The sequence below is a fragment of the Leisingera sp. McT4-56 genome (genome assembly GCF_020514995.1).
Taxonomy (GTDB): Bacteria; Pseudomonadota; Alphaproteobacteria; order Rhodobacterales; family Rhodobacteraceae; genus Leisingera; species Leisingera aquaemixtae_A.
In genome coordinates this window covers 340,112-353,766 of sequence record NZ_JAJALF010000001.1, presented here as the reverse complement: position 1 = coordinate 353,766, position 13,655 = coordinate 340,112, and the positions used below count along the sequence as shown (strand labels likewise).

Here is a 13,655-nt window from a genome sequence, read left to right as displayed (position 1 = left end):
AATTTTTTGCCGTTTCAGGCCTTGCAATTCCCCTGCCGATCCTTCAAAAGCCCCCTCAACGGAGAGGTGGCCGAGTGGTCGAAGGCGCACGCCTGGAAAGTGTGTAGGCGGGAAACCGTCTCCAGGGTTCGAATCCCTGTCTCTCCGCCATAATCATCACAAGTTGACAAGACAAAGCCCTGAAAGGGCCGCATTTCTGCCTGCGTTCAGACGACCGCGTCGGATGTATCCCGGCAGCTGTCGGACAGCTTTCTGTCTGTTTCCAGGGTGTGCCGCCTCAGGTTCACAGGAAGGGAGTCGGCTCCAGGCCAGCCGCATATCCCGCTGGCAAGCAAGTTACGGGACGCTGTCTCCGAGGGGCGAGGCTCTCCGGCGCTTACCCGCGGTAAGATGCGGATTTGATTAAACTTGGTGAAAGTAACGGCTTGCCCGTGGTGCTGCCGGGAAGGCCTGAAAACCGTGTTGATTCGAGCGCGCTCGTGGAATCTTGTAGGGCAGGCCGGAAACAAAACCTTCAAAAGCCAGTGATTGGTGGCTTCAGCGGCACCTTTTGCAGGTTGAAACTGGGTCGTTGCGGCCGTGGCCGGCTGCACGGGCGCGAATGGCGCGGGTTTCGGATATGGAAACAAAGTCGGCTCCGTTTTTGCGGGTATATAGCGGTTCTGGCATGTTTTTCTGACTTGGGGCCGCCTTTGCTGCTGCAAACCGGAAACAATAGCGGCGGCGCAGGAGCCGGATTTACGGCATCCTCAAATCTGCCCTGCAGAATGTGCACTTTTTTAGGCAATTTTTTGGCTTTGTAGGCCGCCACACCTAAAGTATGCATGGATTAGCCCATTGGGGGGGCAAGTTTTGTAAGCTGCTGGAAAGTGGTGGACTGCTAAAATTTTATTCAAGCGGCTTTGCCGCGATGCGAGCACTCCACCGTATCTGAAAGCTTCTGCATTCCGGCTGCGTGCTGCGTCAGCACGCAAACCAGGGCGCTTGCGCGTTCTGGCCCTCTTCCTGCACGGGCTGGTGAATTTTGATTGCGGCATCCCGCAAGGCGTGAGGCTGCCCGGCTGGCCCGAAAGACGGGGCTCGGGTCCAAACCGGTGAGGAGAGGGTAATGACGAATAAGAACGAAGAGCCGAAACAAGGGCTTGATGGCATTGTTGAGGGCACTTCCGGTGATGACCGGATTGATGCGGCCTACACCGGCGACCCCGAAGGCGACATGGTCGACAATGGCGATGCCATCGACCCGGCTGCGGGGCCGGACGACGACTTTATCATTGCCGGCGACGGCGATGATACCGTGCGTGCCGGTGCGGGGAATGACACCGTCAAAGCCGGCGGCGGCTCTGATTGCGTGGACGGAGGTGATGGCGACGACGTGATCAACTCCACGCATTCCGGAACGCCGCTGCCGGACCGCGGGTTTCCGGGCTACACCGGGACCGATCCCGACATTCCGTACATTCCGGCGGACCCCGATCCCTACGACGACATGGACACTGTCTTTGGCGGGGCCGGCAACGACACCATCTTCACCGGCGACGATGCCGACCTGCTGGACGGCGGCGAAGGCCGGGACGTTCTTGACGGGGGCATCGACGACGACACCATCCTGGGCGGCGGCGGCAACGATGTGCTGATCGGGAGCGAAGGTTCCGACGTCCTGGACGGCGGCGAAGGCAATGACATCATCTTCGGCGGGCTGGATCCGAGCTTTGATGACGGGTTGAACATTACCGATGATGGCGGCGACGGGCGTCCGGCGGACCCCGATCCCACCAACGGGATGGACACGATCTATGGCGGCGCCGGCAATGACGTGATCTATGGCCAGGACGACGACGACGAGATCTATGGCGGCACCGGCAATGACACCATTGACGCGGGCATCGATGACGACCTGGTCGAGGGCGGCTCCGGCAACGATGTGATCACCGGCGGCCACGGTGCCGATACCCTGTCAGGCGGCGATGACCGCGATACCTTTATCGGCGGCACCGACGGGGACGTCGTTGACGGCGGCTCGGGCGGTGACGATTTCGATACCCTGGATCTGTCCGGCTCGGGCCCGTTTGAATTGACCGGCGTGACCGTGGATCCGGATGGCAACAGCCTGTCAGGCACCGTCAACTTCCTCGACGGGGATGGCGAGGTTACCGGATCGATGACCTTTGGCGAGATCGAGCAGATCATTCCCTGCTTCACGCCGGGCACGCTGATCGCCACGCCGCTGGGCGAACGCCGGGTTGAGGACTTGCAGGCCGGCGACCGGGTGATCACCCGCGACAATGGCATTCAGGAGATCCGCTGGGTTGGCATCCGTACGCTGGAAGGCGCTGATATGAAGGGCCTTGCGCATCTTCAGCCGGTGCTGATCCGCCAGGGCGCCCTGGGCAACGGCTTGCCGGAACGGGACATGATGGTCAGTCCGAACCACCGGGTGCTGGTCGCTAACGACAAGACAGCGCTTTACTTCGAGGACCGCGAGGTTCTGGTCGCAGCCAAGCATCTGACCGGCCTGGCCGGCGTGGACGTGGTGGAGCTTGCCAGCGTCACCTACATCCACTTCATGTTCGACCAGCATGAGGTTGTGCTGTCCGACGGGGCCTGGACCGAGAGCTTCCAGCCCGGCGACCAGTCCCTGCGCGGGCTGGACAACGCGCAGCGCAACGAACTGTTCGAGCTGTTCCCGGAGCTGAAATCGCAAAAAGGCCGCGAGGGCTATACCGCGGCGCGCCGGTCGCTGCGTAAACACGAGGCGCATCTGCTCGTGCACTGATGGGTGCAGCTGCCGTTTGGGGGAAAACGGTGGACAAGGGCGAAGCGCAGGAAGGCAGGGCCTTGTGCCCTGCCTTCTCTGCGATTGTGGAGGGCTCAGCGGTTGCGCCAGGCGGCCCAGTCCTCGGGCGTGTCCAGATCCGTAACAGCGTGGCTGCCGGGCAGCGTGATGCTCTGCACCTCTTCCGTTTTCAGGATGCGGCGTGCGCCTAGATCCCCCTTCAACGATTTTAACCCAGCAAAGCAGCGTTGCGGAAACAGGACCGGGTGGCCGGGCGTGCCGTCCTCCGCCGCTGCGCGCAGGATCGGGCTGTCCTGGCCGTGGAATTGCGCAGCGATATGCAGCAGATCGCGGGTCTCAATTTCCGGCATGTCTGCGGGCAGGATCATCACCGCTTGTATTCCTTCCGGCAGGGCGGCGGTGCCTGCGCGGATCGAGGCAGCCATGCCCTCGGCGGCATCCGGCACCGGGACACGTATTGCGCCGCAGGCAGCCGCTGCGCGCGGATGGGCGGTGCTGGGCAGGGTCACATAGACCGGCAGCCCGGTCAGCGCGGCGCGGCGGCACATCAGGGTGAGCAGGGGCTGTCCCTCCACGTCCTCCATCAGCTTGTCGCGGCCCCGCATCCGCGAGGAGGCGCCGGCGGCGAGCAGGAGAATGGCGATGGCAGTCATGACTGTTCAAACCTCGGCGCTGTGCCGGGCTGATGGATGTCTCCGGCGGGGATATTTTTAGCCAGAAGAAGAGACGGATCCAGCGAAAGCCGTATAGGTCAGTATGGATGACCGAATGTTTCGCGCGCGAAACATTCGGGTATGGGGGCTGACGTTTGTGTTGCGTAAGTTCCGCGGCGTCAGCGAGCGGTGCCTTGGCAACAGGGCGGGTTCAGGTCAGGCGGGCTGACCTGAACCCGGTGCGTTTTTTAAGCTTAGCCGCGCATCCGGGCGCCGTCGGCATCGAACAGCGGCTCGGTGATCAGCCGGGCCTTGTACATCTTGCCGAGGATTTCGATTTCCACTTCCAGGCCTTCACTGGCTTTCCCAGTGGGGACAAACCCCAGCGCGATGGATTTCTGCGCGTGATGCGAGTAGCCGCCGGAAGTGCAGAAACCTACGACAGCACCGTCGAGCCAGATTGGTTCATAGGCCACTACATCGGCGTCTTCCGCCTCGACCTCAAAGGCGCAGAGCTGGCGGGCAGGACCAGCGTCGTGTTCAGCCTCTGCGGCGGCGCGGCCAATGAAATCAACGGGTTTCTTGAAGGAGATGAAGCGGTCCAGCCCGGTCTCCGCCGCTGTGTAATCGGGCGAGAACTCGCGCAGCCAGGAGCCGAAGAACTTGTCGAGCCGCAGCGACATCATTGCCCGCATACCGAAAGGTTTCATGCCCAGCGGCTGGCCGGCTGACCAAAGGCTGTCCCACAGGGACCGCTGGGAGGGCAGGTCGCAATAGATTTCATACCCCAGATCGCCGGTGTAGCTGACGCGCTGCACGATGCAGTCGGCCATGCCCACGGTCAGGCGGCGCACGTCCATGAAACGCATGTCCGAGATGTCCTGCCGGGTGCAGGCCTGCAGCACCTCGCGTGCCTTGGGGCCTGCGATCTGGAAGCCGTTGCGGGTGTCGGAGATGTTTTCGAGGTGAACGCCCTCGTCCAGGTTCTGCAGGAACCAGCGCATGTGGTAGGCCTGTGAGCCGTAAGAGGCGGTGAGCTGGAATTCCTGTTCCGACAGGCAGGAGATGGTGAAGTCGCCGATCAGGCGGCCCTTGGGCGAGAGCATCGGTGTCAGCGACAGGCGGCCCGGCTGCGGCACCCGGCCTGCCATGATGCGGTCGAGCCAGGCGCGGGCGCCGGCGCCCTTGACCAGGTATTTTCCGAAGTTGTGGACCTCGTTGATGCCGACGTTTTCGCGCACGGCTTTGACTTCGCGCGCGGTGGCCTCAAAGGCGTTGGAGCGGCGGAAGGACGGGGTTTCATAGCGGGGTTCGTTCCCTTCCGCGAAGTAGTTCGGAACTTCCATGCCGTATTGCGCGCCCCAGACCGCGCCCATGCCATCGAAAATGTCGTGCATCGGTGTGGTGCGGAACGGGCGGGCCGCGGGCAGTTCCTCGTTCGGGTAGGCGATGGAAAAGCGTTTTTGATAGTTTTCAATGACTTTGGGCCGTGTGTAGCCCGGGGTTATCCAGTCACCGAAGCGGGCGCAGTCCATCGCGAAGGTGTCGCGCTCGCATTCGCCCTCGACCATCCATTGGGCCAGCATCAGGCCGACACCGCCGCCCTGGGAGAAGCCAGCCATTACGGCGCAGGCCGACCAGTAGTTGCGCATGCCCGGCACCGGACCGACCAGCGGGTTGCCGTCGGGAGCAAAGGTGAAGGGGCCGTGGATCACCGATTTGACGCCTGCGGCCTCCAGCGCCGGGAAGCGTTTGTAGGCAAAGGCGATCGAGTCCTCGATCTTGTCGAAATCGTCGGGCAGCAGCTCGTGGCCGAAGTCCCAGGGGGTGCCATCCACCGCCCAGGGCTTGCAGGGCTGTTCGTAGAAACCGATGCAGAGGCCGCGGCCTTCTTGCCTCAGATAGCTTTCGCCGGCCGGGTCCATCACATGCGGGTGCTCGCCGCCGCCGTCGATGATCTCGGCGATCATCGGCACCTCGTCGGTGACGATATACTGGTGTTCCATCGGGTGCAGCGGGAAGTAGACGCCCGCCATGGCGCCGACCTCGCGCGCCCAGAGGCCGCCTGCGTTGACCACATGCTCGGCGTGCACGGTGCCCTTGTTCGTCACCACATCCCAGGTGCCGTCGGGGCGCTGGTTGGTCTCGATCACCTTGCAGTGAGTCTCAATCGTGGCGCCGCCCATACGCGCGGCCTTGGCGTAGGCGTGGGTGGTACCGGAAGGGTCGAGGTGACCGTCGAGCGGGTCATACAACCCGCCGATAATGCCGTCGGTGTTGGTGACGGGGGCGATCTTTTTGATCTCTTCGGGGGAGACGATTTCTGTCTCCAGGCCCATGAAACGGTGCTTGGCGCGTTCGGCCTTCAGCATGTCGAAGCGTTCCTGGGTCTCGGCCAGGGTGACGCCGCCGACGTGGTGGAGGCCGCAGGACATGCCGGTGATCTCTTCCAGCTCTTTATACAGCTTGATGGTGTAGCCCTGCAGCGCCGCCATGTTGGTGTCGCCGTTCAGCGTATGGAAACCGCCCGCCGCGTGCCAGGTGGAGCCGCTGGTCAGCTCCGAGCGTTCGATCAGCATGACGTCGGACCAGCCGAGCTTGGTCAGGTGGTAGAGGACAGAGCAGCCGACGACGCCGCCGCCGATCACTGCCACGCGGGTGGTGGTTTTCATGTGGGCCTCCCTGAATAGGTGTTTCCCGCATTCTGTACAGAAGTGAACAGTAGTCCAGAAGAAAAACGGCATGGCGTGCCGCTTCTAGGCCGTCTGCGCCGCCTAGGGCTATTCAGAGGTGCGGAAGCGGCTGTTCTGGACGAGGAAAATCGCCGTCAGGGGGGCGGCGAGGAGAATGACGCCGACAGTGATCAGGAGCATGCCGAGCTGTGAATAGTCGGCAGGGGTGGTGACAGCACCTGCCGAATCTGTGACTTCGCGGGTCACCACAAAGATCTCGTTCAAGTATTTGGTGCCGAGGCTGGAGGCCGAGAGCGCCAGATTGGTGAAGGAGGCCATGACCGCAAAGAAGGTGGCCTTGAGACCCGAAGGCGCGTTGCGGGCGATCCAGGCGAGCATCGGGATCATCGCGACCTGGCCCAGCGGCGATTCCACCGCAGTGTCGACGATGGCGATGAAGCGGGCGTCGACCACGCCTCCGGTCATCGCTGCGGTCCAGTGGTGGGCGCCGTAGTAAAGCGCAATGTTGGGCAGGCTGAGGACGGCCTCGGTGATTGCCAGAAAGGCGACGATCCAGGCAATCGGGCGGCTGGCCATCATCGGGCGGAAGATCAGCATGCCTGCCAGCGTCAGCAGCGAGGTGATGAGGGACAGGACCGACAGGAACTGCTGGTCAAACCCCAGGACGTCGATCTCGAACCAGGTGGCGCCGGGGCCGCGGAGCGGTGTGGCGCGGTAGACGAAGATGATGATGGCGGTGCCAACGAGGGCGCGGGCATGGTCAGCTGGCAGAACCGCAACAAGCTGGCGCATCAGGAGCAGCACGATGGCCATGGACCCGGCAAAGACGATTTCCTGCGAGTAGGGCACATCGCCGAGGCCCACGGCCAGCGACAGCGCCACGAAGGCACCTCCGCCGATGAAATACCAGTGGTTCGGGGTGATCGGGTCGCGGGGCGGTTCGAGCCGGGTGCGGATTTCGGTTTCGTCCACACCTGCGCGGCGCAGCCGGACAGTGTTGCGCCATTTCTGCCAGATCGCCAGCGCCACACCGGACAGTGAAATCACCGGGATCAGCAGCGCGAGGGTGAACACAAAGCCGTAAAGTGCGCCTTTCTCGGCTTGCGGCAGGGCATCGGCGCCGTCAAACAGGGCGACATTCAGCGCGGCCGCTGCGCTGGAGCCGCCGATCAGAACGAAGCGGCCGAATGTCTGCATGGTCGTGTGGAGGGACTTGGTCTCAGCCTCGGGCAGGGGATTGCCGCGGTCGTCAACATGCGGCACTGCCTCTACCGACATCGCATCTGCCACCACGTCTTGCAGCACGAAGCCGCAAGGGGCCAGCAAGGCGGACGTGACGTACCAGGCATTGAGCGGCATCAGCGCGCCCATCATATCCGGGTGCAGAACGATGGCGGCCAGAATGGCGTAGCTGGCGGCCATCAACGCCGCGCCCGCGAGGATCAGCAGGTATTTCCAGCGCCAGATCAGGTCGACCAGATGGCCCAGCGGCATCTTCAGCGCCCAGGGCAGCCCGACCCAGAACGCCAGCCCGGCCAGAAAGGCAGCGGAGAGGTCGAGGTATTCCTTGACGTAGAACGAGGCGGCGACGGTGCTGATGCCCTGCGCGCCATAGGCGAAATAGATCAGGAGTGGCGGCAGAAAGGACCAGCGCAGCTGGCGGAACAAATCCAGCACAATGCTGTCGAACCAGCCCCAGGCCAGTACTGCTGCACGGGTCATGGGCACTCCCTGGTCAAGACAGCGGCCGGATCTTCAACTCGGTCACGCGGTTGCCCTCGCGCGCCGTGACCTCGAAGCGGAAGCCGTGGAACGAGAACACCTGCCCCTTAACCGGGATCATCTGCGCCTCGTGGATCACCAGGCCAGCAACGGTGTTGGCCTCGTCATCCGGCAGGTTCCATTCAATGGCCCGGTTCAGGTCGCGTATGGTGGTTGCGCCTTCAACCAGATAGGAGCCGTCGGCGGTCTTCTTGGCCACGGTCTCTTCTGCCGGATCGAATTCATCGGTGATCTCGCCGACGATCTCTTCCAGGATGTCCTCCAGCGTGATCAGCCCCTGCAGGGCGCCGTATTCATCCACCACCAGCGCAAAATGTGAACGCATCCGCAGGAACTGGCGCATCTGCTCGTCCAGCGTGGTGGTCTCGGGCACGAAATAGGGGGCCTTGGCGACCTCCGCGATATCAAAGGATTGCAGGCGGCCGGTATCGGCGCCGGCACCGGCACCGCCGGCCTGTTCATACATCGCCCGGAACAGGTCCTTGGCATGAACCACGCCGATGATGTTCTCCTGTTCGCCGCGGAACACAGGCAGGCGGGTGTGCTGGCTGTGCAGGCATTGCTCCAGGATGGTTTCCGGCTCTGCATCCGCGTCGATCATTTCGATGTTGGAGCGGTGCAGCATGATTTCCTCGACAAAGCGGTCGGAGAGATCAAGCGCGCCGAGGATACGGTCGCGGTCCTCCTTTTCGACCACGCCTTCGGAGTGGCCCAGCTGCAGGGCACCTGCAATTTCCTCGCGCACAGCCATGATGTGGCTGTCCGGGTCGATCTGCACACCGAATATGCGCAGCACACCGCGCACGAACAGCCGCACCGCGCCCACGATTGGCGACAGGATCATGACAAGGATGCTGATCGGCGCCGATACGGCCGAGGCGGCCTTCTCGGCGTTGGAAATGGCGTAGGTCTTGGGCAGAACTTCGGCGAAGACCAGCACCAGCAGGGTCATCACCAGCGTTGCCATCGCGACACCGCCTTCTCCGAAGATCCTAGTAAAGAGCGCGGTGGCGAGCGAAGCTGCAAGGATGTTGACAACGTTGTTTCCCAGCAGGACCGAACCGATCAGGCGCTCGTTGTCTTCGGTAATGACCAGCGCGCGCTGAGCACCGCGGGAGCCCTTGTCGGCTTGGGCACGCAGCTTGCCGCGTGAGGCGGCGGTCAGCGCCGTTTCCGAGCCCGAAAAGAAGCCGGAAAAGACGAGGAGCAGCACGATGGCCCCGGCAGTGGTCCAGAAGGCGCTGTCGAGTACGGTGGAGGCAGTGTCCATGAGGAGGTCAGATGTCCGGTCTGTTTTTTGTTCGCTGTATTTATGGGGTCTTAGCCCCGCCGCTTCAAGCGCCGCGGTCAGCCGCGCTTGGCCAGCGGGTGGTGTTCCAGCACCAGTTCCTGCAGCCGCGCGTCCAAAACATGGGTGTAGATTTCAGTGGTGGCGATGTCGGCGTGGCCGAGCAGGGCTTGGATCGCGCGCAGGTCTGCACCGTTGGCCAAAAGGTGGGTGGCAAAGGCGTGGCGCAGGGTGTGCGGCGTCACCTTGCCCGGAGAAATACCGCCGGTCACCGCCAGTTCCTTGATCAGCAGGTAAAACCGGTGCCGCGTCAAATGGCCGGATTTGCCGCGGGACGGAAACAGGAAGCGCGAGGGCGGATGGCCCTTGGCCTCGCGCTCTGCTTCGGCGCCGTCGCGTGCCAGCAGCCATTGCGCCAGTGCTTCGCGCGCAGGCGGCGACAGCGGCACCATGCGTTCCTTGCCGCCCTTGCCGAGGATAAGCAGCATCCTAGGGTCGCCGCGGGCGGCGGACACCGGCAGCGAGACCAGTTCGGTCACCCGCATGCCGGTGGCATAGAGCAGCTCCATCAGGCAGGTGTTTCGCAGCCGGTCGGCCTCGCTTCGGCCGGTCTTGCGGGCGGCGTCCAGCAGGCGGTCGACCTCGATCACCTCAAGGGTTTTCGGCAGCCGCTTTTCCCGACCGGGGCCGCGGATCTGGATGGCAGGGTTGTCCTCGCGCCAGCCTTCCTCAAACGCAAACCGGTAGATCTGCTTGACCGCCGACAGGCGCCGGGCCCGGGTTGAGCGGGCCAGTCCCTGGGCGTCGCAATCAATCAGGTAGGCCTCGATATCGTCTTGGGCTGCGGTGAGGAAGCTGAGCTTGCGGTGCTCCAGCCAAGCGGTCAGATCCTTGAGATCGCGGCCGTAGGCCAAAAGCGTGTTTTGCGAAGCGCCGGTCTCAGCCGCCTGGGCATCGAGGAATGTGGAGATCCACTGGAAATTATCGCGCGGCGCGGCCATGTCAGCCGCGCTCCAGCAGCATCAGCTGCAGGGAGGCCCGGCGGGCGGTGTCCTCCAGCCCGACCGCGCGGAAGGCGGCCAGAGCTGCAGTGAGGTCGCCCAGATTGCCGTCGGCGCCCTGGGCAAACAGCACCATGCTGCGCAGGATCGCCTCGCCCAACTGGCCGTTATCCAGCAGCTGGCGGATGGATGGCGGCACAGCGGTGTTTGCGGCAAACCCCAGCGCAATGGCTTCCGCCAGCGGTGACGGCGCCGCGGCCTCGCCGGGGCGGCCCTGCGCCAACGCCGCCAGGAAATGGTCCGCGGCACCAGAGGCCTGCGCGTCATGAGCGGCCAATTCATACGCGGGAGACAGCAGGCGGATGCGCCAGGCCAGTGCCGCCGCCGGGCCAGTCAGTTTGGCCCGCGCCAGCGGCTCGGCGAAAATATCGGCAAAAACGGTTTCGGTGCCGGCCTCCTGCATCGCTTCCCAAGCCTGGGGCAGGGATTTGGCGATGGCCCCGGCGCTGCCGGAGTTCAAATCGCTTTCCAGCTGCTGCACCGCTGCAACCCGGTCCCAGATGCCGCCGGAGGCAGCGGGTTTGCGGGCGCTGAACAGTCCAAGGTACTGGTTCGGGTTGAGCGCCCCGGCGCGGGCCAGCCGTTCTGCCGCTTCCAGCTGCGCCTTCCAGCCGGCGATATCGCGCAGGTCGGCGGCGGCAAAGGCCGGCGGCAGCGGCGCAGTGGGCATGGATTCGCCAATGGTTTCAAACAGGCGGAACGTCAGCGGGTCCGGATCTGCGGGCCGCCGAAGGGGCGGCGCCAGTTCGAACAGGTCCGGGTTCAGGTACCGGTCGAGCAGATCCATCTGGTCCTTGGGCAAGAGCTCCAGCGCATGGGCGGTTTCCAGCATCAGCGCCGCGGTCGGCCAGTCGCCGCGCCGCGCCGCGCAGAAGATCCGGGCCGCATAGCTGTCTGAAAGATGCGGCGAGGCGGTGAGCGCCGCGCAGGAGGCATCCTCGCTGCCGGTCAGAAGGGTGGCGTCGAACCAGCGGGAAAAACGCGCCTTGCTGCCGGTGGGGCCTGCGTGCTCCACCAAAGCTTGCGAGGGATCGGTGGCCCCCAGTGCCATCAGGCGGTCGAGCCGGGCCAGCAGGATCCGGTCGCCGGTGGCTGCAGGCGGGCGGGTTTCCGACAGCAGCAGGGTGAACAGCAGCGCCTGCATCGCCGGGCTGCCGCGCACCGGCACGGTTTCGATCAGATGGGTGATGTCATCCGCGGCGCTGCCGCGCCACAGGTCGGCGGGCAGGCCGGTGGCAGCAGCCGGGACCAGCCCGATGGGCGGCAGCAGCGCCTCCAGCGGGGTGACTGACACCTGCGGCAGCGCGGCGGTGCCCGCGACGGGCGGCTCCAGCAGCACGGTGCCGGGCAGCCCGTTTCTGGGCTGCGGCTGGTTCAGCCATTCAATTGCCGCCAGCGGTTCATTGGCAAGCGCACTGCCTGCCAGCATCACCCCGGCGGCAGCTGCCTTAATCCGCATTCAGCACCACCGGCTTGCGCACCTCGGTGCTGGGCGCGCTGAAATCGGCACCGAACCAGGGCCCCACGTAAGCATAGCCCACAAGCCCGATTGCGGCCAGAACCACCAAGTATACCAAGTACTTAATCAATCGACCCATAGCGCATCCAATGCCTGTTTCCTGCTCTTTTGCTCAAGTTATATATTCCCTTTTCGGCAAGATCACGTCATTCACTGAAGAATGAGCGAAAAAGAGCAAATCAGCGGCCAGAAGGCAGCAGCGCCGGTGCCGGGGAAATTGAAAAAGACCATCGTGATGGTGGGCATGATGGGGGCCGGCAAGACCGCCGTGGGCCGGGCGCTGGCGGCCCGGCTGAATGCGCCGTTTCTGGACAGCGATCACGAGATCGAAGCCGCCGCCAACATGACCATTCCGGAGATTTTCGCCCGCGACGGCGAGCCTTTCTTCCGTCAGAAGGAGCGCCAAGTGATTGCGCGCCTGTTGGAAGAAGAGCGCGGCGTGCTGTCGACCGGCGGCGGTGCCTTTCTGGCAGAGGAGAACCGGCAGGTGATCACCGCCAAGGGCGTCTCGGTCTGGCTGAACGCCGACCTTGAGGTGCTGTGGAACCGGGTGCGCCACCGCGATACCCGGCCGCTGCTGCGCACTGCCGACCCGCGTGCGACACTCAGCAACCTGTATCACGAGCGGGTGCCGCTTTATGCCAAGGCGGATGTGTCGGTGGTCTCGGACGGGCAGGCCTCGATTGAAACCATGGTGGACCGCGTGCTGGAAGCCTTGAAGGCACGCCCCGATGTATTGGAGTGGAATTGATGGAGCGCACGGTTCATGTGCCCCTGGGCGAACGCGCCTATGATGTTGTGATCGGCCCCGGCTTGCTGGCGCAGGCGGGGGAGCGGATCAAGCCGCTCTTGAGCCGGCCGCAGGTGGCGGTGCTGACGGATGAAACCGTGGCGGAGAAGCACCTGGAAAGCTTGCGTGCTGGGCTGGCCGCCGCCGGGGTGGAGATGACCGCACTGGCATTGCCGCCGGGCGAGGCGACCAAGGGCTGGCCGCAGTTCACCCGGTCGGTCGAATGGCTGTTGGAGCAGAAAGTGGAACGGGGCGACGTGGTTGTTGCCTTTGGCGGCGGCGTGATCGGCGACCTGGCGGGCTTTGCCGCCGCAGTGCTGCGCCGCGGCGTGCGGTTCGTGCAGATCCCGACCTCGCTGCTGGCGCAGGTCGACAGTTCGGTGGGCGGCAAAACCGGCATCAATGCGCCGCAGGGCAAGAACCTGATCGGCGCCTTCCACCAGCCGTCGCTGGTGCTGGCGGACACCTCGGTGCTGGAAACCCTGACCGCGCGCGATTTCCTGTCCGGCTATGGCGAAGTGGTGAAATACGGCCTGCTGGGCGACGCGGAGTTTTTTACCTGGCTCGAAGCGAACGGCCCTGCGCTGGCCGAAGGCGATGTGGCGGCGCGGGTCGAGGCGGTGGCGCGCTCGGTGCAGATGAAGGCGGATATCGTGGTGCGCGACGAGACCGAGCAGGGCGACCGGGCGCTGCTCAATCTGGGCCATACCTTCTGCCACGCCCTGGAGGCCGCCACGGGGTATTCGGACCGGCTGCTGCATGGCGAGGGGGTGGCGATCGGCTGCGCGCTGGCGTTTGAGCTGTCGTCGAAGCTGGGCCTGTGCTCGCAGGAAGATCCCAGCCGGGTGCGGGCGCATCTGAAGGCGATGGGCATGAAAACCGATCTGGCCGATATTCCGGGTGCGTTGCCCGGTGCAGAGGCGCTTTTGGACCTGATGGGCCAGGATAAGAAAGTGGTTGCCGGCCAGCTGCGGTTCATTCTGGCGCGCGGCATTGGCGAGGCCTTCGTGACCGGCGATGTGCCGCCGGATGCGGTGCTGGAGGTTCTGCGCAGCGCGGGCGCCTGAACCGG

At 64.2% G+C, this 13,655-nt stretch carries 10 protein-coding genes and 1 tRNA gene; 4 read left to right on the top strand and 7 right to left on the bottom strand.

Going from position 1 to position 13,655, the window contains the following annotated elements; translation table 11 throughout:
- The first annotated feature begins 60 nt into the window (after positions 1-60).
- Together LHL23_RS01640 and LHL23_RS01635 are read left to right on the top strand one after the other, a co-directional pair.
- A tRNA-Ser gene (locus LHL23_RS01640) sits at positions 61-150 on the top strand.
- 958 nt (positions 151-1,108) lie between these two features.
- Positions 1,109-2,776: a Hint domain-containing protein gene (locus LHL23_RS01635; protein ID WP_226428555.1), complete on the top strand. Its 1,668-nt coding sequence runs from the start codon at positions 1,109-1,111 to the stop codon at positions 2,774-2,776.
- Between the two features lie 95 nt (positions 2,777-2,871).
- On the opposite strand, the gene LHL23_RS01630 is transcribed toward LHL23_RS01635, so the two are convergent.
- The 7 genes from LHL23_RS01630 to LHL23_RS01600 form a co-directional block, all read right to left on the bottom strand.
- Positions 2,872-3,450, bottom strand: coding sequence for a nucleotidyltransferase family protein (locus LHL23_RS01630; protein WP_226428554.1), 579 nt, complete (start codon positions 3,448-3,450; stop codon positions 2,872-2,874).
- A 254-nt stretch (positions 3,451-3,704) separates the two neighbouring features.
- On the bottom strand, positions 3,705-6,122 hold the full coding sequence (locus tag LHL23_RS01625; protein ID WP_226428553.1) for a GcvT family protein: 2,418 nt from the start codon (positions 6,120-6,122) through the stop codon (positions 3,705-3,707).
- Between the two features lie 108 nt (positions 6,123-6,230).
- Positions 6,231-7,865, bottom strand: a complete 1,635-nt coding sequence (locus LHL23_RS01620; protein ID WP_226428552.1) for a hypothetical protein — start codon at positions 7,863-7,865, stop codon at positions 6,231-6,233.
- Positions 7,866-7,878: 13 nt separating this feature from the next.
- Positions 7,879-9,195, bottom strand: coding sequence for an HlyC/CorC family transporter (locus tag LHL23_RS01615; RefSeq protein ID WP_222475453.1), 1,317 nt, complete (start codon positions 9,193-9,195; stop codon positions 7,879-7,881).
- A 77-nt stretch (positions 9,196-9,272) separates the two neighbouring features.
- On the bottom strand, positions 9,273-10,214 hold the full coding sequence (locus LHL23_RS01610) for a site-specific tyrosine recombinase XerD (protein WP_226428551.1): 942 nt from the start codon (positions 10,212-10,214) through the stop codon (positions 9,273-9,275).
- A 1-nt stretch (position 10,215) separates the two neighbouring features.
- The gene (locus LHL23_RS01605) at positions 10,216-11,733 is read right to left on the bottom strand and encodes a hypothetical protein (protein ID WP_222475456.1); all 1,518 of its coding nucleotides are present in this window, start codon (positions 11,731-11,733) and stop codon (positions 10,216-10,218) included.
- Entirely contained in the window at positions 11,723-11,872 is a 150-nt protein-coding gene (locus LHL23_RS01600) for a hypothetical protein (RefSeq protein ID WP_222475458.1), read from the bottom strand. Before LHL23_RS01600 ends, LHL23_RS01605 begins: the two co-directional genes overlap by 11 nt.
- Before the next feature lie 81 nt (positions 11,873-11,953).
- Between LHL23_RS01600 and LHL23_RS01595 the strand changes: the two genes are divergently transcribed.
- Positions 11,954-12,544 (top strand): shikimate kinase, encoded by a 591-nt coding sequence (locus LHL23_RS01595; RefSeq protein WP_174146390.1) that lies wholly within the window; start codon positions 11,954-11,956, stop codon positions 12,542-12,544.
- Positions 12,544-13,650, top strand: coding sequence for a 3-dehydroquinate synthase (aroB, locus tag LHL23_RS01590; protein ID WP_226428550.1), 1,107 nt, complete (start codon positions 12,544-12,546; stop codon positions 13,648-13,650). The genes LHL23_RS01595 and aroB overlap by 1 nt, the downstream gene beginning before the upstream one ends.
- The last annotated feature ends 5 nt before the right edge of the window (positions 13,651-13,655 follow it).

Excerpts from the sequence above, each read along its gene's own strand:
- LHL23_RS01635 (WP_226428555.1), top strand. The coding sequence starts at position 1,109 with ATGACGAATAAGAACGAAGAGCCGAAACAAGGGCTTGATGGCATTGTT.
- LHL23_RS01630 (WP_226428554.1), bottom strand. The coding sequence starts at position 3,450 with ATGACTGCCATCGCCATTCTCCTGCTCGCCGCCGGCGCCTCCTCGCGG.
- LHL23_RS01625 (WP_226428553.1), bottom strand. The coding sequence starts at position 6,122 with ATGAAAACCACCACCCGCGTGGCAGTGATCGGCGGCGGCGTCGTCGGC.
- LHL23_RS01620 (WP_226428552.1), bottom strand. The coding sequence starts at position 7,865 with ATGACCCGTGCAGCAGTACTGGCCTGGGGCTGGTTCGACAGCATTGTG.
- LHL23_RS01615 (WP_222475453.1), bottom strand. The coding sequence starts at position 9,195 with ATGGACACTGCCTCCACCGTACTCGACAGCGCCTTCTGGACCACTGCC.
- LHL23_RS01610 (WP_226428551.1), bottom strand. The coding sequence starts at position 10,214 with ATGGCCGCGCCGCGCGATAATTTCCAGTGGATCTCCACATTCCTCGAT.
- LHL23_RS01605 (WP_222475456.1), bottom strand. The coding sequence starts at position 11,733 with ATGCGGATTAAGGCAGCTGCCGCCGGGGTGATGCTGGCAGGCAGTGCG.
- LHL23_RS01600 (WP_222475458.1), bottom strand. The coding sequence starts at position 11,872 with ATGGGTCGATTGATTAAGTACTTGGTATACTTGGTGGTTCTGGCCGCA.
- LHL23_RS01595 (WP_174146390.1), top strand. The coding sequence starts at position 11,954 with ATGAGCGAAAAAGAGCAAATCAGCGGCCAGAAGGCAGCAGCGCCGGTG.
- aroB (WP_226428550.1), top strand. The coding sequence starts at position 12,544 with ATGGAGCGCACGGTTCATGTGCCCCTGGGCGAACGCGCCTATGATGTT.